The 24,790-nt window shown below is 63.2% G+C and carries 20 protein-coding genes; 2 read left to right on the top strand and 18 right to left on the bottom strand.

Going from position 1 to position 24,790, the window contains the following annotated elements:
• Positions 1-9: 9 nt before the first annotated feature.
• A complete protein-coding gene (locus NCS00_RS02125) occupies positions 10-1,893 on the bottom strand; it encodes an ABCB family ABC transporter ATP-binding protein/permease (RefSeq protein ID WP_008351592.1) in 1,884 nt (627 codons plus the stop codon).
• A 237-nt stretch (positions 1,894-2,130) separates the two neighbouring features.
• Between NCS00_RS02125 and NCS00_RS02120 the strand changes: the two genes are divergently transcribed.
• A complete protein-coding gene (locus NCS00_RS02120; protein WP_008351593.1) occupies positions 2,131-2,526 on the top strand; it encodes an acyl-CoA thioesterase in 396 nt (131 codons plus the stop codon).
• A 10-nt stretch (positions 2,527-2,536) separates the two neighbouring features.
• Here the strand turns inward: NCS00_RS02120 and NCS00_RS02115 are convergent, their stop codons facing one another.
• Together NCS00_RS02115 and NCS00_RS02110 are read right to left on the bottom strand one after the other, a co-directional pair.
• Positions 2,537-5,659: a sensor domain-containing protein gene (locus NCS00_RS02115; protein WP_034470593.1), complete on the bottom strand. Its 3,123-nt coding sequence runs from the start codon at positions 5,657-5,659 to the stop codon at positions 2,537-2,539.
• A gap of 176 nt (positions 5,660-5,835) precedes the next feature.
• A complete protein-coding gene (locus tag NCS00_RS02110) occupies positions 5,836-6,315 on the bottom strand; it encodes a nitrate reductase associated protein (protein WP_008351596.1) in 480 nt (159 codons plus the stop codon).
• Between the two features lie 190 nt (positions 6,316-6,505).
• On the opposite strand from NCS00_RS02110, the gene fdhD reads away from it, so the two are divergent.
• The gene (gene fdhD / locus NCS00_RS02105) at positions 6,506-7,333 is read left to right on the top strand and encodes a formate dehydrogenase accessory sulfurtransferase FdhD (RefSeq protein ID WP_034470591.1); all 828 of its coding nucleotides are present in this window, start codon (positions 6,506-6,508) and stop codon (positions 7,331-7,333) included.
• 6 nt (positions 7,334-7,339) lie between these two features.
• On the opposite strand, the gene NCS00_RS02100 is transcribed toward fdhD, so the two are convergent.
• The 15 genes from NCS00_RS02100 to ubiE all read right to left on the bottom strand — a co-directional run bounded on the left by NCS00_RS02100 (position 7,340) and on the right by ubiE (position 24,723).
• Positions 7,340-8,104: an enoyl-CoA hydratase gene (locus NCS00_RS02100; RefSeq protein WP_008351601.1), complete on the bottom strand. Its 765-nt coding sequence runs from the start codon at positions 8,102-8,104 to the stop codon at positions 7,340-7,342.
• A 53-nt stretch (positions 8,105-8,157) separates the two neighbouring features.
• Positions 8,158-9,357 carry an acetyl-CoA C-acyltransferase gene (locus tag NCS00_RS02095; protein WP_034470589.1) on the bottom strand — a complete coding sequence of 400 codons (1,200 nt, stop codon included), beginning with the start codon at positions 9,355-9,357 and terminating at the stop codon, positions 8,158-8,160.
• A 15-nt stretch (positions 9,358-9,372) separates the two neighbouring features.
• The gene (locus tag NCS00_RS02090; protein ID WP_034470587.1) at positions 9,373-11,793 is read right to left on the bottom strand and encodes a 3-hydroxyacyl-CoA dehydrogenase/enoyl-CoA hydratase family protein; all 2,421 of its coding nucleotides are present in this window, start codon (positions 11,791-11,793) and stop codon (positions 9,373-9,375) included.
• 221 nt (positions 11,794-12,014) lie between these two features.
• Positions 12,015-13,802: an acyl-CoA dehydrogenase C-terminal domain-containing protein gene (locus tag NCS00_RS02085; RefSeq protein WP_034470792.1), complete on the bottom strand. Its 1,788-nt coding sequence runs from the start codon at positions 13,800-13,802 to the stop codon at positions 12,015-12,017.
• A gap of 69 nt (positions 13,803-13,871) precedes the next feature.
• Positions 13,872-14,546, bottom strand: a complete 675-nt coding sequence (locus NCS00_RS02080; RefSeq protein ID WP_008351607.1) for a TetR/AcrR family transcriptional regulator — start codon at positions 14,544-14,546, stop codon at positions 13,872-13,874.
• Positions 14,547-14,818: 272 nt separating this feature from the next.
• Entirely contained in the window at positions 14,819-16,108 is a 1,290-nt protein-coding gene (locus NCS00_RS02075) for a phospholipase D-like domain-containing protein (RefSeq protein WP_034470584.1), read from the bottom strand.
• Positions 16,105-16,581 carry a dihydroneopterin triphosphate diphosphatase gene (nudB, locus tag NCS00_RS02070; RefSeq protein ID WP_250438987.1) on the bottom strand — a complete coding sequence of 159 codons (477 nt, stop codon included), beginning with the start codon at positions 16,579-16,581 and terminating at the stop codon, positions 16,105-16,107. The genes NCS00_RS02075 and nudB overlap by 4 nt, the downstream gene beginning before the upstream one ends.
• Positions 16,582-16,690: 109 nt before the next feature.
• Positions 16,691-18,493 carry an aspartate--tRNA ligase gene (aspS, locus tag NCS00_RS02065; protein ID WP_008351612.1) on the bottom strand — a complete coding sequence of 601 codons (1,803 nt, stop codon included), beginning with the start codon at positions 18,491-18,493 and terminating at the stop codon, positions 16,691-16,693.
• 91 nt (positions 18,494-18,584) lie between these two features.
• Positions 18,585-19,247 (bottom strand): DUF502 domain-containing protein, encoded by a 663-nt coding sequence (locus tag NCS00_RS02060; protein ID WP_008351614.1) that lies wholly within the window; start codon positions 19,245-19,247, stop codon positions 18,585-18,587.
• A gap of 134 nt (positions 19,248-19,381) precedes the next feature.
• Positions 19,382-19,753: an FmdB family zinc ribbon protein gene (locus NCS00_RS02055; protein ID WP_008351617.1), complete on the bottom strand. Its 372-nt coding sequence runs from the start codon at positions 19,751-19,753 to the stop codon at positions 19,382-19,384.
• Positions 19,754-19,902: 149 nt separating this feature from the next.
• Positions 19,903-20,520: a methyltransferase gene (locus NCS00_RS02050; RefSeq protein ID WP_034470581.1), complete on the bottom strand. Its 618-nt coding sequence runs from the start codon at positions 20,518-20,520 to the stop codon at positions 19,903-19,905.
• A gap of 11 nt (positions 20,521-20,531) precedes the next feature.
• Positions 20,532-22,103: a ubiquinone biosynthesis regulatory protein kinase UbiB gene (gene ubiB, locus NCS00_RS02045; RefSeq protein WP_008351622.1), complete on the bottom strand. Its 1,572-nt coding sequence runs from the start codon at positions 22,101-22,103 to the stop codon at positions 20,532-20,534.
• Positions 22,104-22,125: 22 nt separating this feature from the next.
• Entirely contained in the window at positions 22,126-22,830 is a 705-nt protein-coding gene (locus tag NCS00_RS02040) for a ubiquinone biosynthesis accessory factor UbiJ (RefSeq protein WP_051996412.1), read from the bottom strand.
• A 125-nt stretch (positions 22,831-22,955) separates the two neighbouring features.
• The gene (locus NCS00_RS02035) at positions 22,956-23,966 is read right to left on the bottom strand and encodes a Tim44 domain-containing protein (RefSeq protein ID WP_008351625.1); all 1,011 of its coding nucleotides are present in this window, start codon (positions 23,964-23,966) and stop codon (positions 22,956-22,958) included.
• Between the two features lie 25 nt (positions 23,967-23,991).
• Positions 23,992-24,723, bottom strand: coding sequence for a bifunctional demethylmenaquinone methyltransferase/2-methoxy-6-polyprenyl-1,4-benzoquinol methylase UbiE (gene ubiE / locus NCS00_RS02030; protein ID WP_175979785.1), 732 nt, complete (start codon positions 24,721-24,723; stop codon positions 23,992-23,994).
• Positions 24,724-24,790: the final 67 nt, after the last annotated feature.

Below are 24,790 nucleotides of genomic sequence, written 5' to 3'. Positions count from 1 at the left end.
GACAGCGCGTCATTCGCCCAGTGTCGCCAGCGCCGCCTCTCCTTCGCCGGAGCTGGCGGCGCGCTGTTGCTGAAGCGCCCACATCTGCGCGAACAGCCCGCCCGCACGCAGCAACTCCGCATGCGTGCCGCGCTCGACGATGCGCCCGTGATCCATCACGATGATCTGCTGCGCATGCACGACCGTCGATAGCCGATGCGCGATGATGAGGGTCGTCCGCTCGCGCGCGATCGAGTCGAGTTCGTGCTGAATCGCGCGCTCGGACTTCGAATCGAGCGCGGACGTGGCTTCGTCGAAGATCAAAATCGGCGGATTCTTGAGCAGCGTGCGCGCGATCGCGACGCGCTGCTTCTCGCCACCCGACAGCTTCAATCCACGCTCGCCGACGGCCGTGTCATAGCCCGCTGGCAACGCCTCGATGAAATCGTGAATATGCGCCGCGCGCGCCGCCGCGATCACTTCGTCGCGGCTCGCCGAAGGACGCCCGTACGCGATGTTGTAATAGATCGAATCGTTGAAGAGCACGGTGTCCTGCGGCACGATGCCGATCGCCGCGCGCAACGAATCCTGTGTGACGTCGCGAATGTCCTGCCCGTCGATGCGAATGCTGCCGCCCTGCGCGCGATCGAGATCGTAGAAGCGAAAGAGCAGCCGGCCGAGCGTCGATTTGCCCGAGCCGCTGTGTCCGACGACCGCCGTCGTCGTGCCCGCGGGAATCGTGAAATCGACGCCATGCAGGATCGGCCGCGCCTTCTCATACGCGAAGCTCACGTTCTCGAAGCGCACTTCGCCGCCGCGCACGGCAAGCGCGGGCGCGTTCGGCGCATCGGGCACTTCGCGGCCCGCGCCGAGCAGCGTGAACATGCGATCCATGTCGGTCAGCGCCTGCTTGAGTTCGCGATACACGACGCCGAGAAAATTCAGCGGAATGTACAACTGCAGCATGAAGGTGTTGATGAGCACGAGATCGCCGAGCGTCAGACGCCCCGCCATCACGCCCTGCGTCGCGCGCCAGAGGATGAAAACGAGCCCCACGCCGATGATCGTCTGCTGCCCGAAGTTCAGCATCGACAGCGAGCGCTGCGACTTGATCGCGGCCGCGCGATAGCGCTGAAGATTTTCATCGTAACGGCGCGTTTCCCACTCTTCGTTGCCGAAGTATTTCACGGTCTCGTAGTTGAGCAGCGAATCGATCGCGCGCGAATTCGCTTTCGAATCGAGATCGTTCATCGTGCGGCGAAAGTGCGTGCGCCACTCCGTCACCTTCACCGTGAACACGATATACGTGACGAGCGCAATGAACGTGACGATCGCGTAATACGCCTCGTACTTCGTCACGAAGAACGCGAGCACGAGTCCGACCTCGACGAGCGTCGGCAGAATGCTGTAGAGCGAATACGAAACGAGCTGCTGGATGCCGCGCGTGCCGCGTTCGATATCGCGCGACATGCCGCCCGTCTGTCGCTCCAGATGAAAGCGCAGCGACAGCGAATGCAGATGCCGGAACACTTGCAGCGCGAGTTGCCGCACGGCGCTTTCCGTGACCTTGGCGAAGAGCAGTTCGCGCAACTCGGTGAAGAGCGACGTAGAAAGCCGCGCGGCCGCATACGCGACGACGAGCAGCCCGATTCCGCCGATCAGCACGATGCCCGGCGAATCGTTCGCGCGTCCGAGCGCGGTGAGATGCTGCACGGAAGCGAGGCCGTCGACGATGCGCTTCATCACGATCGGCACGCCGAGGTTCGCGACCTTCGCGCCGATGAGGCACGTCAGCGCGAACGCGACGCGCCATTTGTACGTCGTGAGATAAGGCAGCAGCGAGCGGATCGTCTGCCAGTCGTTGCGCGGGCCTTGCTGCGCGGGCCCGGGCTCTGCGTTCGGGAAGCGGCGCATGAGTTCGTATCGTTCGAGCGCGTCGCGCGAATGGAGTCGGGCGCGGCGTGGGGAAGGTTTTTATCGTCGAAACGGGCGCAACTTCGTCTGGATGCTTTCCCGTACAATTTGCTGCAAGCCCTGGCGCGACGTCGCGCGCAATCGGGCTCATTCATAAATAGGCATTGTCGCAGAAGGTTCAAGAGGCCGCTCACGCGCGCCAGCCTTCGCGCCGCCTTGCAAACCGGAACGCCTCCCATGACCGACCATCCCAATCTTCCTGAGAAACACGTCGCGCTGCGCGTCGTGCCGCAGCCCGCCGACGCCAACGTCCACGGCGACGTGTTCGGCGGATGGATCATGGCGCAGGTCGATATCGCCGGCTCCATTCCGGCGAGCCGCCGCGCGAACGGCCGCGTCGCGACCGTCGCCGTGAATTCGTTCCTGTTCAAGCACCCGGTTTTCGTCGGCGATCTGCTGAGCTTTTACGCCGACATCGTCAAGACGGGCAACACGTCCATCACGGTGTCGGTCGAAGTCTGGGCGCAGCGCATGAGCCTCGCCGAAGAAGTCGTCAAGGTGACGGAAGCGACGCTCACCTACGTCGCGACTGACCGCGATCGCCGCCCGCGCGTGCTGCCGTCGCTGGACTGATAAGAATCGATCAGTGGGGCAGCACGCCCTGCTGCAAAAGGCCCGGAATCGCCTCGTGCGGCATCGGGCGCGAGAAAAGGTAGCCCTGCATTTCGTCGCAATCGCGCTCGCGCAGGAAATCGTGCTGCGCGTGCGTTTCGACGCCCTCCGCGATCACCTGCATCTCGAGCGAATGCGCGAGCGCGATGATCGCCGACGTGATGGTTTCATCGTCGCCCGACGAGCCGATATCCGCGACGAACGAGCGATCGATCTTCAGCCGATGCACCGGAAAGCGCTTGAGATACGACAGGCTCGAATAGCCGGTGCCGAAGTCGTCGATTGCAATACCGATGCCGAGCGCCGATAGCTCCGAGAGCATCGTGATCGCTTCCTCGGCGTTGCGCATGATCGCGCTTTCGGTGAGTTCGAGTTCGAGATAGCGCGGCGCAAGGCCCGTCTCTTCGAGCACCGAAGTCACGAGCCGGGCGATGTCGCGCTGCTGGAAATGCCGCGCCGACAAGTTCACCGACACGCGCGCCGGCGGCAGCCCCGCATCCTGCCACGCCTTGTTCTGCCGGCACGCTTCGCGCAGCACCCATTCGGAAAGCGGTCCGATCAGCCCGCTCTCCTCCGCCACCGGAATGAACGACGCCGGCGACACGAGCCCTTGCTCGGGGTCGCGCCAGCGCACGAGCGCTTCGATGCCGACGATCTGACGCGTCGACATGTCGACCTGCGGCTGATAGTGCAGCAGGAATTCGCCGTCGCGCAGCGCGCGCCGCAAGCGCCGTTCGAGATTCATGCGCGCGCCGACGCTCGCGTTCATCTCCGGCTGATAAAACTGATAGTTGTTGCGGCCCATGTCCTTCGCGCGATACATCGCGAGGTCGGCCTTCTTCATCACGGTTTCGGCGTCGTCGCCGTCTTGCGGATAAAGACTCGCGCCCATGCTGCAGCCGACATACAGCTCGGTGTCGTCGATCCACACCGGTTCGGAGATCGCCGCGCGCGTGCGCTCCATCCACACGATGAGACCGGCTTCGTCGGTGATGTCCGGCAGCACGACGACGAACTCGTCGCCGCCGTGACGCGCGACCGTATCGCTCGTACGCGCCGAGCGCGCGAGCCGCTCCGCGATCACCGCAAGCAGACGGTCGCCGACGCTGTGGCCGAGACTGTCGTTGACGTTCTTGAAGCCGTCGAGATCCATGAACACGACTGCGATCTTCGCATCGCGCCGCCGCGCCGTTTCTATCGCGTGCTGCAGGCGATCTTTCAGCAGATTGCGATTCGGCAGGCGCGTGAGCGTGTCGTAATTCGCCTGATATTCGAGCTCTTCCTGATAGCGCATCAGATCGGTCACGTCGTTGATGATGCCGATGTGATGCGTGGTCATGCCCTGCGCGTTCGGCACCGGCGCGACGAAGAGCTGGTTCCAGAAGAGCGCGCCGTCCTTGCGATAGTTGCGCACGACGACGCTCGCTTCCATGTTCGCATCGAGGGCGCGGCGGATCGACGTGAGCCCTTCCTGATCTCCGTCCGGGCCGTGCAAAAAGCGGCAATCCTGGCCGATGACCTCGCTCGGGTCATAACCCGTGATGCGCTTGAACGCCGGATTCGCATACTCGATCACATTCGCGCCATCGACGACGCCGGTGATCAGAATCGCGTTCACGCTCGCGTCCAGCGCGCGGCTTTGCAGACGCAGCGCGAGTTCGGCGCGCTTGTGATCGGTGACGTCGTGATACGAACCGAGCACGCCGATGGTCTGCCCTTCGCCGTCGAGCAACGGCAGCTTGCTCGAAACGACGGTGCGCAACTGGTCGCCCATCACGATGTCGCGCTCGTGATGCATCTTCGGCACGGTCGTGACGATGACCTCTTCGTCGTCCGCGCGCACCAGATCCGCGAGCGCGCTCCACGGCAAGTCGAAATCCGTCTTGCCGATGACCTGCTCGTTGTACGCGAGACCCGCATCGCGCGCGAACGCATTGTTGCAGCCGAGATAGCGCAGCTCGCGGTCCTTCCAGAACACGCGCTGCGGAATGTTGTCGATGACCGCTTCGAGCATCTCGTTCGAGCGGCGCGCTTCGGCTTCCGCGTTGATGCGGTCGGTCACGTCGTTCGCCAGCATGAAGATGCCCGGCCGGCTCGAGTAGATGAGCGAGTGATGCGACACGTCCGCGCCCACGATCGATCCGTCCTTGCAGCGATAGCGCCAGACGCCCGCCGAACCTCGTCCCGACTGAGCGCGCTCGCCCCGCTCGCCGCCTTCGCCGCCGCTGCGCGCAAGACGCGCGGCGAAGCTGTCGAAGTCGTCCGCATGATGCAGATCGCGCAGCGTCATGTCCATGAACTCCGGCTCGTTGAAGCCGAAGTGTTCGATCGCGGCCTGATTCACGGCAACGAAGCGCATCGTCTCGCTATCGACGATCCACATCGGCACCGGATGCGCCTCGAACATGCCGCGAAAGCGCTCGTTGCTGCGCTGTCGCGCGCGCGCCGCGCCGAGCTTCTCGCGCGATTGCCGCTCGCGACTCGCGAAGAGCCAGATCAGCACGGCGCTGCCCGCGAGCATCGTGAAGACGAGCAGCAGCATGGCGCCGCTCGACGCCCGCGCGGACTGATCGAGCGCGCCGATCGTCGCGTTGTCGATGCGCGAGCGCACCGCCGCGAGCTCGTCGTCGACGCCTTGCTGATCCTCGCCGAGCGTAACGAACGCCGCATCGGCCCATGCGCGGGACGCGTCGGGGCTCGCGTTCTTCGCGCGCTCGAAGGCGACGTCGGCGTCGTGCCGCATGACGGCGGCGCGGGCGGCGAGCGCATCGAATGCGCCCATCATGCCGGGCTCCATTTCGAACTGCGCGCGCAGGCCGCTTTCGAGCGCGTCGAGATGCGCCACGCGTTCCTGATGGCCCGCTGCGGTTTCCGCGATGCCGGTGGCTTCGAAGCGGCTCAGTTGCGTCAGCGATTCGCCGAGCGTGCTGCGATAGTTCGCGAGGTCGCGCAGCAGGCTCATCGAGCGCAAGGTGCGCGCGTCGCTTTCACGCAGACCGCCGATCCGCTCGCAGGCGACGAACGCGTTGGCGCCGAGCGCGGCCAGCACGACGGCAATGTTGACGAGCAAACCTCTGGAGAGGAATCGAGTCATGAAGAGCGGGCTAATCCCTTTGATGCGCGCACATCGAACGCAATGCGCGGCGTGGCGAACGGCTCCACGCCCGATTAATGGATAACGTCCATTAACGGCGCATCTCGCCCGACATTTAGGGCTCACCCGCAAATAATCTGATTAAAGCGGCTGCTTAACGTTTGCGAGCCGCGTGCTCACTCCGTGAGACCGAACTCTTTCATCGCGGGCAGGAAATCGTGATTGACCTTGTCCGTGTTGCGCGAGAGTTTCGCGAGCGCGTAACGCTGGAAACGATCGAGTTGGCCCCAGCGATCGAGACTCGGCGCGCTGATCCCGGAGAGGCTGCTTTGACGGATCACGGTTTCCGGCACGGCATCGGCGTGCATCCACACCGGATCGGGGTCGCGTTCGATCTTTTCGGGCGCGGCATTGGCGTGCGTCTTCAGCATCTCTTCAAGCGCGAGGTCGAAGTTCTTCTCGAGCTCGGCCTCTTCTTCGATCGGAAAGCGCGCCAGCAACGCGCGATCTTCGTAAGGAAGCTGCTGCCATTGGTCAAGCGAGATGCGCATGCCGAAGCGGTCGAGATTGAAGCGCACGGCAAGCGGAATGAAGCGCAGATTGTCAGAGGATTCGACTTCGAATCCGAAGAGACGCGCGGCGTCGTAAAGTCCCATAGCGAAGCCTCGTTGGATTGAAGCGGGCGGCGCGGCGCGCGATGCCCGCTTAAGTTATTGTAGGGCCTTGGATCTGGCTGGAACCATTGCAATCTAGCCGCTGTTCGCGTCGCGATGCGTGCGGACAGCAACTTTTGGCAGCAAGTCACATACCCGACTTTACTCGAAGTGAGCGGTCAGGAGCATTGAAGTGGAACAACTCGAAACCGACGACCAACCCGGCTTCGTCGAGCGCCAGGTGCGCAGGCATCGCAAGAACGAAGTTGCGATCGCCGCTGACAACGTCGGTCAGGAATGGCCCGTCGCGCTGGTTTTCAACGGCATTTCGCACGCGGTGATGATGTGCACGCCACGCGATCTCGAAGCGTTCGCAGTGGGCTTCTCGATGACGGAAGGCATAGTTGAGCGCGGCAGCGATATCCACGATATCGAGGTTTATTTGCGGGATGACGGCGTCGCGTTGCCGCATGCGGAAGTGCATCTGCAGGTCGTGCAGCGGGCTTTCGCGTCGCTGAAGGACAAGCGGCGCGCGCTCGCCGGGCGCACCGGATGCGGCGTGTGCGGCATCGAAAGCATCGACTTGCTCGATCTTCAGCCGGAACGCGTGCCGGAGACCGGCTTTCTGAATCGTCTCGCGCCCGATGCGATCGAACGCGCCGCGCGCGAATTGCCCGCGCATCAGCAATTGACGAAGCTGACGGGCGGTCTGCACGCCGCCGCGTGGTGCGACGAAAACGGCGCAGTGCGCTACGCCTTCGAGGACGTCGGGCGGCATAACGCGCTCGACAAGCTCATCGGCCAGTTGATCCTGCGCCGCGAGGACACGACGCAAGGTTTCGTGTTCCTGTCGAGCCGCGCGAGCTATGAACTCGTGCGCAAATCGGCGCGCGTCGGCGTGCCGATGATCGCGACGATTTCCGCGCCGACCTCGCTCGCCATTTCGATCGCGATGCAGGCGGGCCTGCGGCTCGTCAGCTTCGCGCGCGAGAACAGCTTCGTCGAATACGATGTCGAGTGAAGCGCGCTATTCGAACTTGCTGAAGTCCGGCTTGCGCTTCTCGAAGAACGCCTGAAACGCCTCGCGCGCTTCGGGCGCGACGAGCATCCGCGAGAAATGCGCGGCTTCGTCTTCCATGCGCGCGGTCACTTCGTGCGCGTGCGCGCCTTTCATCAGCGACTTGGTCACGCGCAGCGACGACGCCGGCAAGAGCGCGAGCCGCTTCGCCTTGTCGAACGCGTAGGCGTCGAGTTCGGCGGCATCGATCGCGCCGTTGAGGAAGCCCATGCCGATCGCTTCGTTCACGTCGAACGCTTCGCCCAGCAAGAGCTTTTCCGCCGCGCGCTGATAACCCGCCGTGCGCGGCAGCAGCAGGCTCGACGCCGCTTCCGGACACAGCCCCAGTTGCGAAAACGGCAGCGAGAACTTCGCGTTCGGGCTCGCGTAGACGATGTCGCAATGCAGGAGCATCGTCGTGCCGATGCCGACCGCCGTGCCCGCGACCGCCGCGACGATCGGCTTCGGAAAGCCGGCGATGCGCCGCAGGAACTGGAAGACGGGCGCGTCGAGTCCCTTCGGCGGATCGTTCAGGAAGTCATCGAGGTCGTTGCCGGCGGAGAACGTCGTGCCGTTCGCGCGGATCAGCACCGCGCGCACGGTCGGGTCCATCTCGGCTTCGTAGAGGCCGTCGGCCATTTCCTGATACATCGCCGCGGTGATCGCGTTCTTCTTTTCCGGACGATTGAGCACGATGCTCAGCACGCCGTCCGCGCGTTCGATCTGAATCTCCATCCGCTGTCTCCTTTGTCGGCCCGCGAGCTTTCGGCACTCGCGGACCGTTTGCATCAAAGCCGCTCGATGATGCCCGCCGCGCCCATGCCGGTGCCGACGCACATCGTCACCATGCCGTACTTCAGGTTGCGGCGACGCAGGCCGTGCACGACCGTCGACGCGCGGATCGCGCCCGTCGCGCCGAGCGGATGGCCGAGCGCGATCGCGCCGCCGAGCGGATTGACCTTGGACGTATCGAGTCCGAGATCGCCGATCACCGCGAGCGCCTGCGCCGCGAACGCTTCGTTCAGCTCGATCCAGTCGAGATCGTCCTGCTTCAGGCCCGCCGCCTTCAACGCGGCCGGAATCGCTTCCTTCGGCCCGATGCCCATGATCTCGGGCGGCACGCCGCGCACCGCGAAGCTCACGAAGCGCGCGAGCGGCGTGAGGTTGAACTGCTTCAGGATCTTTTCCGACACGACGATCAGCGCGCCGGCGCCGTCCGACGTCTGCGAGCTGTTGCCCGCCGTCACCGAGCCTTTGTTCGCGAACACGGGACGCAGCTTCGCGAGACCTTCGACCGACGTATCCGCGCGCGGACCTTCGTCGAGCGCGATCTCGCGCGCGTTCACGCGAACTTCGCCCGATGCGAGATCGGGGAAGCGCTCGTTCAACGTGTATGCGGCGATTTCATCGGCGAATTCGCCCGCTTGCTGCGCGGCCAACGCCTTGCGATGCGACTCCGCGGCGAACGCGTCCTGCGCCTCGCGGCTCACCTTCCAGCGTTCCGCGACGCGCTCCGCCGTCAGCCCCATGCCGTACGCGATGCCGACATCTTCGTTGCGATCGAAGATATGCGGCGACAGCGAAGGCTTGTTGCCCATCATCGGCACCATGCTCATCGACTCGCAGCCGCCGGCGATCATCGCATCGGCTTCGCCGACGCGGATGCGGTCCGCCGCCATCGCGAGCGCCGTCAGGCCCGACGCGCAGAAGCGGTTCACCGTGACGCCGCCGACGGTGTTCGGCAAGCCCGCGAGCAACGCGCCCATGCGCGCGACGTTCAGTCCTTGCTCGGCCTCGGGAATCGCGCAGCCGACGATCGCGTCCTCGATCACGTTCGTATCGAGCCCCGGCACCTGCGCGACGGCCGACCTGATCGCGTGGACGAGCAGCTCGTCCGGGCGCGTGTTCCTGAACACGCCGCGCGGCGCCTTGCCGATCGGCGTGCGGCTCGCGGCGACGATGTATGCGTCTTGAAGTTGTTTGCTCATCTTATGCAGCTCCGCTTAGTTACGCACCGGCTTGCCGGTCTGCAACATGCCCATGATTCGCTCTTGCGTCTTTTGCGTGCCGAGCAGCTCGACGAACGCGCGGCGCTCCAGCGCCAGCAGCCATTCTTCGTCGACGAGACTGCCCGCTTCGACATCGCCGCCGCACACGGCTTCGGCGATACGGCTCGCGATCAGATAGTCGTGATCGCTGATGAAGCGCCCGTCGCGCATGTTGACGAGCGACGCCTTGATCGTCGAGATCGCCGAGCGGCCCGCGACCGGCACCTGCTTCGCGCGCAACGGCGGACGATAGCCCGATGCGCTCAATGCGCGCGCTTCCTTCTTCGCGATGTCGAGCAGTTCGTGCACGTTGAAGACGATCGTGTCGGACGGCTTCAGATAGCCCATCGCGCGGGCATCGAATGCGGAGGACGACACTTTCGCCATCGCCGCGTTTTCGAAGGACTTCTGCAGGAACTTGAGCAGATCGCTGGTCGCGTTGACGGCGCTCGCCGCTTCCGCCGCGCGCAGTGCCGCTTCCTTGAGACCGCCGCCCGCCGGCACGAGACCGACGCCCACTTCGACGAGACCGATATAACTCTCGACATGCGCGACGCGCTTCGCCGAATGCAGCAGCAGCTCGCAACCGCCGCCGAGCGCAATGCCCGAAACCGCCGACACGACCGGCACGTTCGCGTATTTCACGCGCATCATGCCTTGCTGGAACTTTTTCACGAACGGCTCGATGCCCTTCGCGCCGCCCATCATGAACGCGGGCATCGCTTCTTCGAGATTCGCGCCCGCCGAGAACGGACCGCCGGGCGCGCCGAGTTGCAGCGAAGTCGGCTGCCAGATCACGACGCCACGGTATTCCTTCTCCGCGAGTTCGATGGCTTGCGTGAGGCCCTCGATCACGCCCGGACCGATGGTGTTCATCTTCGACTTGAACGACACGATCACGACATCGCTTTGATCGTCGTCGAGCCACGCGCGCACGTTTTCGGTTTCGAAGAGCGTCTTGCCGTAGGTCTTCGGATCGGCGCCCGTCTCACCGACGAGCGGCGCGCGGAACACCTGCTTCTCGTACACGGGCAGCGTCGAGCGCGGCTCGAAACGGCGCGCGGCGGGCGACCACGAACCTTCGTCCGTGTGCACGCCGCTCTTCTCGGCGACGGGACCATCGAGCACCCATGCGGGCAGCGGCGCGTTCGAGAGCGCCTTGCCTGCATCGATGTCTTCCTGGACCCACTTCGCGATCTGCTGCCAGCCCGCGGCTTGCCAGCTTTCGAACGGTCCCTGGTTCCAGCCGAAGCCCCAGCGGATCGCGAGATCGACGTCGCGCGCGTTGTCCGCGATCGATTCCAGATGGACCGCGACGTAATGGAACACGTCGCGGAAGATCGCCCAGAGGAACTGCGCCTGCTTGTTGTCGGTTTCGCGCAAGAGCTTGAAACGCTCGGCTGGCGGACGCTTCAGAATGCGGCCGATGAGTTCGTCGGCTTTCGGGCCGCCCTCGACATAAGAAGCCGTCTTCGGATCGAGAACCTTGATCGCCTTGCCTTCCTTGCGATAGAAACCCGCGCCCGTCTTCTGGCCGAGCGCGCCGTTCTTGACGAGCGCGTCGAGCACGGGCGGCGTCTTGTAGACGGCGAAGAACGGATCGTCGGGCAGGTTGTCCTGCATCGTCTTGATGACGTGCGCCATCGTGTCGAGACCGACGACATCGGCTGTGCGGAACGTCGCGGACTTCGCGCGGCCGAGGCGCGAGCCGGTGAGATCGTCGACTTCGTCGAAGCGCAGGCCGAACTTTTCGGCTTCGGCGATGACCGCGAGAATCGAGAACACACCGACGCGATTCGCGATGAAGTTCGGCGTGTCTTTTGCGCGCACGACGCCCTTGCCGATCACGCTCGTCAGGAACGTTTCGAGTTGATCGAGGATCTCGGGCTTCGTGGATGCGGTCGGGATCAGCTCGACCAGATGCATGTAGCGCGGCGGATTGAAGAAGTGCACGCCGCAGAAGCGCGATTTGAGTTCATCGGAGAAGCCGTTCGACAGCTCCGTGATCGACAGGCCCGACGTGTTGCTCGCGAAGATCGCGTGCGGCGCGATGTGCGGTGCGACCTTCTTGTAGAGATCGTGCTTCCAGTCCATGCGCTCGGCGATGGCTTCGATCACGAGATCACATTCTTTCAGTTTCTCGATGTCGTCGTCGTAGTTCGCGGGTTCGATGTACTGAGCGTCGTCTTTCACGCCGAACGGGGCGGGCGACAGCTTCTTGAGGTTCTCGATGGCCTTCAGCGCAATGGCGTTCTTCGGGCCTTCCTTGGCCGGAAGGTCGAAGAGCATGACCGGGACGCGGGCGTTGATCAGATGGGCGGCGATCTGCGCGCCCATCACTCCCGCGCCGAGCACGGCGACTTTTTTGACGTTCACGGTGGGGTCACTCCGGGGTTCGTGAATGTTTGGGGTTTCGTCTTGCTGCGGCTTTCGCTTTTTTGTTCGCTTTCGCTTTCGCTCGGGTTCGCTTCCGCCTTCGTGCAATCCTGTTTTCGCGTCGGTCCATTAGCACTGCCGCCCCGCACAGGGGCAGAGCTAATAGACCGACACGAAAACGGGATCACCCGAAAGCGAAAGCAGAAGCGAAAGCAAAAACATCAAAACAACGCTTCGTCGTAATCCATCATAGGCTTGGCACCGGCCCGAGCAGCGCGAATCGTAGAAGCGGTCTCAGGCAGCAGCTTGGCGAAATAGAACCGCGCGGTGGCCAGCTTGGCCTTATAGAAAGCATCACCGCCAGAGGCACGATCGAGCGCAACCCTCGCCATCCGCGCCCAGAAATAAGAAAACACGAGATGCCCGACAGTGCGCAGGTAGGGCACAGCAGCAGCCCCGACCTCATCGGGATTCTGCATGGCCTTCATGCCGATCTCCATCGTGAGCTTCTGCACCTTCTCGCCGATATCCGCGAGCGGATTGATGAACTCCTGCATCTCCGGCTTCACGCCTTCCTGCTCGACGAAGTCCGCAACCAGCTTGCCGAAGCGCTTCAGCTTCGCGCCCATGTCGCCGAGAATCTTGCGGCCCAGCAGGTCCAGCGCCTGAATGGAATTCGTGCCCTCGTAGATCATGTTGATGCGCGCATCGCGGACGTATTGCTCCATGCCCCATTCGGAGATGAAGCCATGTCCGCCGTAGATCTGCATCGCCATGTTCGTGCCTTCGAACGCGTTATCGGTCAGGAAAGCCTTGATGACCGGCGTCAGCAGCGCGACAAAATCGGCGGCTTCGGCGCGCACGGCTTCATCCGCATGCGACAGTTCCTTGTCGATATTCAACGCCGCCCAATACGTGAACGCGCGGCCTGCCTCGGCATAGGCCTTCTGCGTGAGCAGCATGCGACGCACATCCGGATGCACGATGATCGGATCGGCGGCCTTCTCCGGCGCCTTCGGGCCGGTCAGCGAGCGCATCTGCAGACGCTCTTTCGCGTACACGAGCGAGTTCTGATACGCGACTTCAGTCAGCCCGAGACCCTGCATGCCAACGCCCAGACGCGCTGCGTTCATCATCACGAACATCGCGTTCAAGCCCTTGTTCGACTCGCCGACGAGCCAGCCCTTCGCGCCGTCGAGGTTCATCACGCAGGTCGCGTTGCCGTGAATGCCCATCTTGTGCTCGATCGAGCCGCACTTGATGTCGTTGCGCGCACCGACCGCACCGTTCGCGTCCGGTACGAACTTCGGCACGATGAAAAGCGAGATGCCCTTGGTGCCCATCGGCGCGCCGGGCAGACGCGCGAGCACCAGATGAACGATGTTCTCGGCCATGTCGTGCTCGCCGCTCGAAATGAAGATCTTCGTGCCGGTGAGCGCGTACGAGCCGTCGGGATTCGGCTCGGCCTTCGTGCGCAGAATGCCGAGGTCCGTTCCGCAATGCGGTTCCGTGAGGCACATCGTGCCGGTCCACTCGCCCGAGACGAGCTTCGAGAGATACGTCGACTTCTGCTCCGGCGTGCCGTGCGCATGCAGGCATTCGTAGGCGCCGTGCGACAGGCCCGGATACATCGTCCAGGCCTGATTCGCCGAGTTGAGCATTTCGTAGAGCGCGTTGTTCACGAACGCGGGCAAGCCCTGGCCGCCGTACTCGGGATCGCATCCGAGCGCGGGCCAGCCTGCATCGATGTACTGCCGATAAGCTTCCTTGAAGCCGGCAGGCGTCTTCACGACGCCATCGCCCTCGTAAGTGCAGCCTTCGCGGTCGCCGCTCTGATTGAGCGGGAACACGACTTCGGAGCAGAACTTCCCGGCTTCCTCGAGCACCTGATTGATGGTGTCGGCGTCGAGGTCGGCATGCTTCGGCATGCTCTTCAATTCGGCTTCCACGTTCAGCACTTCGTGCAGCACGAACTGCATGTCGCGAAGGGGGGCGGCGTACTTTCCCATGAGTCTCTCCAGTTTCTTCAAGCGTCTGGTTGCGCGCCGCCGAACCCTTTGTCGATTCGAACGGCGCCGCTAACGGCTGTCGGTCTGTTGCGATGTCAGATTCGTGGCCGGGATCGGAGTCGGCTGCGCAACGCTTCCATTCGCGCCCGCACTCGACGTCTGATACGACTGAATCGTCTTTTCCAGCGCGTCCCGCGTCAGTTGCACGGCTTCCGGCAGATGCAGGAAGCGCGCGTCGTGATGCAGGCCGAGCGTAAAGCTGTACAGCTCGAACAGCATCAGATGCGGATCGGTTTCCGCCTTCAGATGCCCTTCGTCCTTCGACTGGCGGATCGCGCGCAGCAGCGCCTCGCGCCACATGCTCACGCTATGCACGAGCTGCTCGCGCACGGCGCTCGCGGCGCGGTCGTCGTACTCCACCGCTCCGCTGATATAGATACAACCCGTGGTCACTTCCTGGATGCGTTTCTCCATCCAGCGATTCATCATCGCGCGCAATCGCGGCAGGCCTCGCACCTCACGCAGGCTCGGAAAGAACACCTCATCTTCGAAGCGCCTGTGGTACTCGCGCACCACTTCCACCTGCAAGTCCTCGCGCGACCCGAAATGCGCAAACACACCGCTCTTGCTCATTTGCATCCGTTCGGCCAACAGGCCGATCGTCAGCCCTTCCAGCCCGTCCCGACTTGCCAACTCCAGCGCTGCGTCGAGAATCGCGGCCCGCGTCTGTTCGCCTTTTCGCATGATGTCCCTACCGTTCTTATGTGACCCGTAAAATCGAACGGCCGTTCTATTATTATGGCCGAACGTTGGTGATACAAGCAGATTTTTAGACACGCATTTCTAAAACGCCAAGCCTTGTCTATAGGATAAATCTCAACAATGTCGGGGTTCATTGTCGCGTTTTATGTACGGACTGCCTGTAAGTGACTGCCCGAATTTCCCGATTCGTGGGAAGCCTTCTCCAGCGCTGCTTGTCGGTATGTATTTTTGCGCAATCGCTGCTAAAAGGCAGGTTAATCGTACTGCCCGATGGTGATCACCTTCATCATCAGCCGGTACGTGTTATAAGCCAGCCAATTAAGCGTGCGCTCCGTAACGGGCCGCGCCGCATAGTGTTTTTCATCGATGGGGCGGCCTTCGTCAAAAGCCTGAAGAATGGCGTCGTGCAACCCCGCGATCTCGGAATGATTGACGAGCACCATGTTGGCCTCGTTGTTGAGCACGAGCGAAAGCGCATCGAGATTGGATGAGCCGATGGTCGCCCAGTCCGCGTCCACTACCGCGACCTTGCCGTGAAGCATCGTCTTCTCATACTCGGCGATCCTCACGCCATGCTTGAGCAGATTGCCGTAGAGAAACGGCGTCGCGTAATCGAGCGCGACGAACTCTTTACGACCGATGACGAGGGACACGCGCACGCCGCGCTCCGCCGCGTTGACAAGCGCGCGCCGCAGCTTGCGACCCGGCATGAAGTAAGGATTCGCCAGCAGGACTTCGCTCTCGGCGTTCGCGATCGCCCGCAGATACGCCTTTTCGATCGCGCGCCGGTTGAGCAGATTGTCGCGCGCGACGAAAGCGACGCACGGGCGATCGACCGCGTGAATCTCGCCGAGACGCGCGCGCCGGCGTGCCAGCATGGCGCGACGGGCGTTCCATCGGCCGGGCGCGCGATCGCTCTCTTGCGTTTCACAACCCGGCTGCGACGGCTGACGCGGCTTCACGCCGAGCCGGATGCGCTGCCATTGGAGATCGAACGCTTCGCGCACGTCCTTGACGACGGGGCCTTGCGCCTCCATCGCGAAATCCCAGCGCGGACGCTCCAGACGCGTGCCGTTCTGGTCGTAGTCGTCGACGATATTGATGCCGCCGCAAAACGCAAAGGTCTCGTCGATCAGCGCGAGCTTGCGATGCGTGCGCGACCAGCCTTGCGGACCGAACAGCAGATGCGGGTTATAGATGCGATGCTCGACGCCGCGCGCCTTCCAGAGCTCGAACATCGGCAGATTGCTTTCCGTGCCGATGCCATCCGTGATCACGCGTACCGTGACGCCACGCTCGGCGGCGCGCACGAGCGCATCGGAGACGGCGCGACCGATGTCGTCGTTGGCGAAGATGTAGGTTTCGAGCGACACCGATTTGCGCGCGTTGTCGATCCGCTCGATCAACGCCGGAAAGAACTGCACGCCACCTTTGAAGAGCCTGACGTGATTGCCCGTCGTGAAGCATAAGCGCGGCGGCCGGCGGCCGGAGAACAGCGCCTGGCGCAGCCGCTTGAAACTGCGCCGGGGACGCAGTCCGATCATCGGTTATGCGCCGCGAGGCGCTCGGGCAATTGCAGGATCGCTTCCCGGTTCGACCACGAGAAGCATCGGTCGGCGGCCTCGCGAAACGGCAGCCAGAGATGCGCGGTGTGTTCGCGCGGCGCGAGCGTCACTTCGAGACAATGTGGCACGAGCAGGCTGAACTGATGCTCAGTGTTGCGCATGATCCCTTCCGCGTAGCGATGCCGCCATTGCGGATAAATCTCGTACTGAATGCTGTGATGCCAGTCGAGCAGCGCGTTCTCGGGCACGAGCGCGCTGCCTATCACGATGCCCGTCTCTTCCTGCACCTCGCGCGCGGCGGTCTCGATGAGCGGCTCGTCGATGTGATCCTTCGAGCCCGTCACCGATTGCCAGAAGCTCTTGTGATCCGCGCGTTCGATGATGAGCACGTCGAGCTCGGGCGTATGAATGACGACGAGGACGGATTCGGGAATTTTGGGCGGCTTCTGCATGAGCTTTTGAACGCGCGTTTCTTTATCTGTTTATGCCCAAAGACTGTAACGCAAAAAACGAAAAAGGCGCACCCGGCGCCTTTTTCATCACATCGACAACGAAAGCTGCTTATTGCGCTTTCTGCTCCGGCTGACGCAGACGGATGTGCAACTCGCGCAACTGGCGCTCGTCCACTTCGCTCGGGGCCTGCGTGAGCAGATCCTGCGCGCGCTGCGTCTTCGGGAACGCGATCGTGTCGCGGATCGAATCGGCGCCGGACATCAGCGTGACGATGCGGTCCAGACCGAACGCGATGCCGCCATGCGGCGGCGCGCCGTACTGCAGCGCGTCGAGCAAAAAGCCAAACTTCAGGCGGGCTTCTTCAGCGCCGATCTTCAGCGCGCGGAACACCTTGCTCTGCACGTCTTCCTGGAAGATACGCACGGAACCGCCGCCGATTTCCCAGCCGTTCAGCACCATGTCGTACGCCTTCGCAAGGCAGCGGCCCGGGTCCGTTTCCAGATACTCGAGGTGCTCGTCCTTCGGGCTCGTGAACGGGTGATGCGCGGCCACGTAGCGGTTCTCTTCCTCGTCGTACTCGAACATCGGGAAGTCGATGACCCAGAGCGGCTTCCAGCCGGTTTCCAGCAGGCCGTTCGCCTTGCCGAATTCCGAATGTCCGATCTTGAGACGCAGCGCGCCGAGGCTGTCATTCACGACCTTCGCGCGATCCGCCGCGAAGAAGATGATGTCGCCGTCTTCCGCCGCCGTGCGCTCCATGATCGCCGCGAGCGCCGCGTCATGCAGATTCTTGACGATCGGGCTTTGCAGGCCGTCGCGGCCCTTGGTCTTGTCGTTGACCTTGATCCACGCGAGCCCCTTCGCACCGTAGATGCGCACGAATTCCGTGTAGCCGTCGATGTCGCCGCGCGACAACTCGCCGCCCTTCGGCACGCGCAGCGCCGCGACGCGGCCGTCCTTCGAGTTGGCCGGCATGCTGAACACCTTGAAGTCGACGTCCTTCACGGCATCCGTGAGGTCGGCGAATTCGAGCTTCACGCGCAGATCCGGCTTGTCGGAGCCGAAGCGGCGCATCGCTTCCGAGTACAGCATGACCGGGAATTTCTCGGGCAGCGCGACTTCCATCGTCTCCTTGAAGACGTGGCGGATCATGTTCTCGAACAGATCGCGGATTTCCTGCTCGGTGAGGAACGAGGTTTCGCAGTCGATCTGCGTGAATTCCGGCTGACGGTCGGCGCGCAGGTCTTCGTCGCGGAAGCACTTGGTGATCTGGTAGTAACGGTCGAAGTTCGCGACCATCAACAATTGCTTGAACAATTGCGGCGACTGCGGCAGCGCGAAGAACTGGCCCGCGTTCACGCGCGACGGCACGAGGTAGTCGCGCGCGCCTTCCGGTGTGCTCTTGGTCAGCATCGGCGTTTCGATGTCGATGAAGCCCTGCGCGTCGAGATACTTGCGCACTTCCATCGCGACGCGATAGCGCAGGCGCAGATTCTTCTGCATCTGCGGACGGCGCAGGTCGAGCACGCGATGCGTGAGGCGCGTGGTCTCCGACAGGTTGTCGTCGTCGAGCTGGAACGGCGGCGTCACCGATGCGTTCAGCACCACGAGTTCGTGGCATAGCACTTCGATCTTGCCGCTCGTGAGGTTCGCATTGACGGTGCCTTCCGGACGGTTGCGCACGACGCCCTTCACCTGCACGCAGAACTCGTTGCGCACGCCTTCGGCCACCTTGAACATCTCGGCGCGGTCCGGGTCGCAGACGACTTGAACGAGGCCTTCGCGGTCGCGCAAGTCGATGAAGATAACGCCGCCGTGATCGCGCCGGCGATGCACCCAGCCGCACAGCGAGACGGTTTCGCCCAGTCGGGCCTCGGTCACCAGACCGCAGTATTCAGATCGCATCGACATGATGTTGTGTCTTTCGTTGTTCGTTAATCAACGGCTCGCGCGCTCGGGTCATGCTCTCTCGCGGCTGACTCTCGCTGCGCGCGCGCCGGCATTACATCGGCGGCTCGGTGGGGCGGCGGGCTGGCGCGACCGGTGTCGGTGCGCTCGGCGAAGGGGCCACCACGCCCATCGAGACGATGTATTTCAGTGCGGCGTCGACGGTCATGTCCAGTTCGACGACTTCGCTTTTCGGCATCATCAGGAAGAAGCCGGACGTCGGGTTCGGCGTCGTCGGCACATAGACGCTCACGTGCTCTTCATCGAGATGATTCAGCACGTCGCCGCCCGGAATGCCCGTGAGAAATCCGATGGTGTACGAGCCTTTGCGCGGATACTCGATCAGGAGCGCCTTGCGAAACGCGTTGCCGCTCGAAGACAGCAACGTGTCCGACACCTGTTTCACGCTCGTGTACAACGGGCCGACGACCGGAATGTGACGAAGGATGGCGTCCCACCATTTCACGAGCTTCTGGCCGACGAAGTTCTGCGTCAACAGCCCGACGATGAAAATGAACGCAAGCGTCAGCACCGCGCCCACGCCCGGCAGATGAAAACCGACGATCCGCTCGGGCTGCCACGATTGCGGCAGCAGAAGCAGCGTCTGGTCCATCGTTCCGATCACGAGCCCGAGCACCCACAAGGTGATGGCGAGCGGCACCAGCACGAGCAGGCCGGTGAGGAACACGGTTTTCAGCGTAGTCTTTTTCGTGGTCATTTACACGGGGCGAAGGCTGCGCCGGCTCTCGAGTGCGTCGGAGATTCGGCTTGGCAGGCGGGTCGCGCTCGGCTGAGCGCGGTCTACGAGGTCATCGGCGCGGCATGTGGCCGGCCGCGCCGGCCGTCTGGCGCTCAGGCGGCGCTCGACGATGCGGACGCGCCCGCGGCGGGTTTGGCGGCATCCGAGGATGATGGCGTGCTCGCCGGCGTCGCGCTATCGCTCGAATTCGAGTTGCCGGAACCGGCCGAAGCGGCATCGTCCGATTTCGCCGCCGATGCGTCAGACGCGGCCGCGTTGCTCTTGTTGCCGGCATTGCTGTTTCCGCCACGGAAGTCGGTGACATACCAGCCTGAACCCTTCAACTGGAATCCGGCGGCGGTCACCTGCTTCGAAAAAGTGTCCTTCCCGCAGGCGGGACACTGCGTGAGCGGCGCATCGCTCAGTTTCTGAAGCACGTCTTTTTCGTGGCCGCAGTCGGCGCAACGGTACGCGTAAATCGGCATGGCACTCTTCCTACAATGATCTGTCGACGCTTGCAAAGCCTTGAATTATAGCCGCAAACCGATATTGGCCCGCGATTTTCGGGACCGCGGGCGCAAGATTAACCGCGCAATATTTCGGGGCGTCGGCGGCGAATTTCAAGCCGGCTGGCTCAGATTCGCCGCCACGTCATCCAGCGCTCGCGGCCGGCGAATACGGGTATCGAGTTGCTCACCTCGCGGTCTTCGATCAATTCGAAGTGCGGCGACAGCAGTGCATCCAGTTCGGCGCGCTCGATTCCGAAAGGCGGCCCTTTCGGCGTCGCTCCGATGAAAAAGAAGCCCGCCAGCAGCGCGCCGGGCGCAAGCAACGCCGCCATCCGGCTGGCGTAATCCTGCCAGCGGGTCTTCGGCAGCGCGCAGAGAAACGCGCGCTCGTAGATCCAATCCGGCGAAAACGGCGGCACATACGCAAAAAAATCCGCCTCTTCGACGACGCCCGCATGCGCGCCGAGTTGCGCGCGCGCCGCCTCGACAGCGGCCGGCGAGAAGTCGATTGCGCGGACCGGCCAGCCGCGTTCGGCAAGATGGAGCGCTTCGTACGCGCTGCCACAGCCCGGAATCAGCACACTCTGCGCACTGCGCGACGCGACGAAACTCTTGAACATCTCCGGAACGCCGGCCTGATCCCACGGCGTGAAGTGCTGACCGAAACGTTCATCCCAGAAACCCGGAGAGTTCGGATCGCGGTTTTCGAAATCGGGAACGTTTGAGTTCGTCGGATCGCTCATGCTGCGCGCCCTCAGGGATGGAGCCAGAACTGCGCGATTACGAAGCCCGCGCCCGCCATCGCGACGACACCGGCAACGAGCACCGCGACGAGCAGGCGGTTCGTGCGCTTCTGCTCCGCAAGGAGCATTCGCATCAGTTCGTCGCTGCCGCTTTTCGGCGCGTCGTGGCGCTCCGCCAGAATATGGTGAATCAACCGCGGCAGCTGCGGAATCGTCTTGCTCCACTGCGGCGCTTCCATTTGAAGCCGCTCGTACCAGCCGCGCCAGCCGATCTGCTCGTTCATCCAGCGCTCGAGATACGGCTTGGCCGTTTTCCACAGATCCAGCTCCGGATCGAGCGAGCGCCCGAGTCCTTCGACGTTGAGCATCGTCTTTTGCAGAAGCACGAGTTGAGGCTGAATCTCGACATTGAAGCGTCGCGACGTCGAGAAAAGGCGCATCAGCACCTGCCCGAGCGAAATGTCCTTCAGCGCGCGATCGAAATAGGGCTCGCAGACCGCGCGGATCGCGCTTTCCAGTTCCTCGACGCGCGTGCTCGGCGGCACCCAGCCGGATTCGAGGTGCAGCGTCGCGACGCGGTGATAGTCGCGCTTGAAGAAGGCGAGGAAGTTCTGCGCGAGGTAGTTCTTGTCGAAGTCCGAAAGCGCCCCGACGATGCCGAAATCCAGCGCGATATAGCGCCCGAACGTCGCCGGATCGAGGCTCACCTGAATGTTGCCGGGATGCATGTCGGCGTGAAAGAAGCCGTCGCGGAACACCTGTGTGAAGAAAATCTCGACGCCTTCGCGCGCCAGCTTGGGAATATCGACGCCCGCGGCGCGCAAGGTCTCCACCTGGCTGATCGGCACGCCGACCATGCGCTCCATGACGAGCACCGTCGGCGCGGACAAGTCCCAGTACATCTCCGGCACGAGCAGCAGATCGAGCCCCTGGAAATTGCGGCGCAACTGGCTGCCGTTGGCGGCCTCGCGCATCAGATCGAGCTCGTCGTGCAGATATTTGTCGAACTCCGCGACCACTTCGCGGGGTTTCAGACGCCGGCCGTCCGCCCAGAGGCGCTCGGCCCACGTCGCGATGTCGCGCAGCAGGGCGAGGTCGGAGTCGATCACGGGCAGCATGCCCGGGCGCAACACCTTCACCGCGACGGCCTTTCCCGCGTGCTCGCCGTTCCTGATCTTCGCGAAATGCACCTGCGCGATGGACGCGCTCGCCACCGGCACGCGCTCGAAATCGTCGAACAATTCGTCGATGGGCGCACCGAGCGATTTCTCGATGATCGACACGGCCACCGCCGAATCGAACGGCGGCACCTGATCCTGAAGCTTGGCGAGCTCGTCGGCGACATCGACGGGCAGAAGATCGCGCCGCGTCGACAGCACTTGCCCGAACTTCACGAAGATGGGCCCGAGGCTTTCCAGCGCGAGCCGCAAGCGGATGCCGCGCTCGACGTCGAACCTGCGGCCGAACGTCGTGATACGCATGAGGTAGCGCACGCGACGATCGTCGATGCCGCTCATCACCAGCTCATCGAGACCGAATCGGACGATCGTGAAAAAAATCTTGAGGAAACGCAGAAAACGCATGGTTCGAATTTGCTTCAGCTCGTTATTCGTGCGAGTCGCGCACAGACTCGCCGCCGGATCGCGCTGAGGCGCCGCTCGCCGGCCGGGATTGTTCGGTTTGCCGTTCGATTCTTTCGATGCGCTTTTCGACGCGCGCCAGTGCATCGCGCGCTTTCGAAAGCTCGGCGTTGAATGCGTCGAGCGCGCTCTTGCGCACGAGTTGCGGGCGCTCGTCGAGGAAATACTCGGTGAAGGTGTCAAGAAGATTGCGCCCGGTGCGCTGCGCCTGCTCCTGCACCGCCCGCGCGATGATGCCAACGCGATGCGCGGGCGCGTCGCCGATTACGCGCGCCAGATCCTCTTCCGGATCCCAGCGCAGATGTTCGGCCAGCTTGGCGAGCGTCGTCGCGAATTCGGCGTCGCCCTCGATGCGAACGTGTTTCATCACCGCCGCCTGGCCGCCTTGCACGAACGCGGGCAGCGCGTCGAGCGGCACGGCGATCGTCACGTCGAATGCGCCCGCTTCCGCTTCCGTGGTTGCCGCGAAGAGACCGTCCGGCTGCACGACGAGCGCGATCGAAACCGGCCCGCACGACAGCTTCACGCGCTTGCCTGCATAAGGCTTGAGCCGCTCGAGCGCCCAGGGCTCGCGCACGAGCAGATGGTTCACGGCGGCCGCGAATCCACTGGACGCGGTCTTCAAGGCGGGATTTGCTGCGGGACGGGCGGATTCGTCTGCGTTCGTCATCGGCTGTGAGATGAAAAAACCCGCGCGGGACACTTCTCGCGCGGGTTTCTATTCTACCTTCGCAACCGGCCATCACACCGACGGTTGCCGGCGCCCTGGCCATTCGGCCAAGGGCATGGTCAAGCTCAACTGACCTGCTGAATGCCCGCCAGCAGCCAGCCTTCGTTGCCCGACTTCTGCTTCGACAGGTTCCAGACCTCGACGAACGGTTCCGCCGCCGCCCCTTCCGACTCGCGGATCAGGCCGTGGAAGCGCACGCTCGCGAGATACTCGGACGCACGGTCCTCGACACCGAGCACATCGGCGTTGAGCTGAACCACGTCGGTACGGTTCGGCGCGCTGCCGCGTGCGTCGACGTCGAGTTTCACCTCGGCGAACATCTCGGGCGTCGTGAACTCGCGGATGTCGTTGACGTTGCCGCGATCCCACGCGTCCTGCAAACGCACGAAGTAGACCTTCGCGTTACGCACGAATGCTTCGGTGTCGAAGCCCGCCGGCACGTTGGGATTCGCGACCGCTTGCGTCGCCGGCGATTCGATGTAGTTGGCACCGAAACCGGTCGGCTGCTGCGGCATTTGCGGCGGTTCCTGATTCAGGCTCTGGCGCGCGGCCGCGCCGTACGGCGAACCCGAAGCAGATCCGGCACCCGCGTATGCCGGCGTGTTGTTGCCCTGACGCTTGCGCATGATGAAGCGGAACAGCATGACGGCCGCCAGCACGATCAACGCGATCATGATCATGTTGGCCATCGCGCCGGCGAACGCCTCGCCCAGCCCGAAGTGCGACAGGAGCGCCGCGATGCCGAGACCCGCCGCGAGACCGGCGATCGGCCCGAGCCAGCGATTGCGCGCGGGTTGCGCCGCGGCGGGTGCGGCCGGCGCGGCCGGCGCGCGCTGTGCCTGCGCTGCGTTGTTCTGCTGCATCGATTGAGACTGCGAAGGCGGCGTCGCCTGATGCTGCTGCGTTGCCGTGGCCGACTGACGGCCCATGCTGCGGCCGCCGCCCATGCGCTTGGCTTCCGCCGTTTCCGCGAAGATTGCGCCGGCCGCAATAACGCCAGCCAGCGCCAAGATTCCGGCCTTCCTGAAGAAGAGGTTCAGGAAACCCCGGGATTGGGGTTTGCGCGAATCGAACATATCGAATCCTTAAGAGAGTGGAACATCAAAATTTGGTCCCGACGTGTAACGCTACCACGCCACCTGACAAATTGTAATATTCGACTCGATCCAGGCCCGCTTGTTCCATCATTGTTTTGAGAGTTTCCTGGTCCGGGTGCATGCGGATGGACTCGGCCAAGTACCGATAGCTATCCGCATCTTTGGCCACTTTTTCGCCAAGCCACGGCAAAATCTTGAAACTGTAGACATCGTACGGCTTCTTTAGCGGCTCCCATACTTTCGAAAATTCCAGCACGAGCAGCTTTCCACCAGGTTTCAGCACGCGCGTCATTTCGGCCAACGCGCGATCCTTATGCGTCATGTTACGAAGACCGAAGGCAACTGTAACCACATTGAAATAATTGTCCGGGAACGGGATCTTTTCGGCGTCGCAGAGCAGCGCGGGCGTCAGCACGCCTTTGTCGATCAGCCGGTCGCGGCCTACGCGCAGCATCGATTCGTTGATGTCCGTGTGCCAGACTTCGCCGGTCTCGCCGGCCTGCTTGGCAAACGCCATCGCGAGATCGCCCGTGCCGCCGGCGATGTCCAGCACCTTGTAGCCCGGCCGCACCTTGGCCTGCCCGATCGTGAAGTGTTTCCAGATCCGATGCAGTCCGCCGGACATCAGGTCGTTCATCAAGTCGTAGTTGCCCGCGACGGAATGAAACACGCCCGCCACTTTCTTCGCCTTGTCCTGCTCTTCGACCGTTTCGTATCCGAAGTGGGTCTTGCTCATCGCGCGTTTTCCTCGCCTGTTGTTCGTTCTATGTCTGCGCAAAACTCGCGCCGGCTATGCGGCGTTA

Origin of the sequence: Caballeronia sp. AZ1_KS37, from assembly GCF_023631165.1 — a bacterium.
Classification (GTDB): Bacteria; Pseudomonadota; Gammaproteobacteria; order Burkholderiales; family Burkholderiaceae; genus Caballeronia; species Caballeronia zhejiangensis.
Note: the sequence above shows the minus strand (reverse complement) of the source record. Positions and strands in the feature narration are given on the sequence as shown.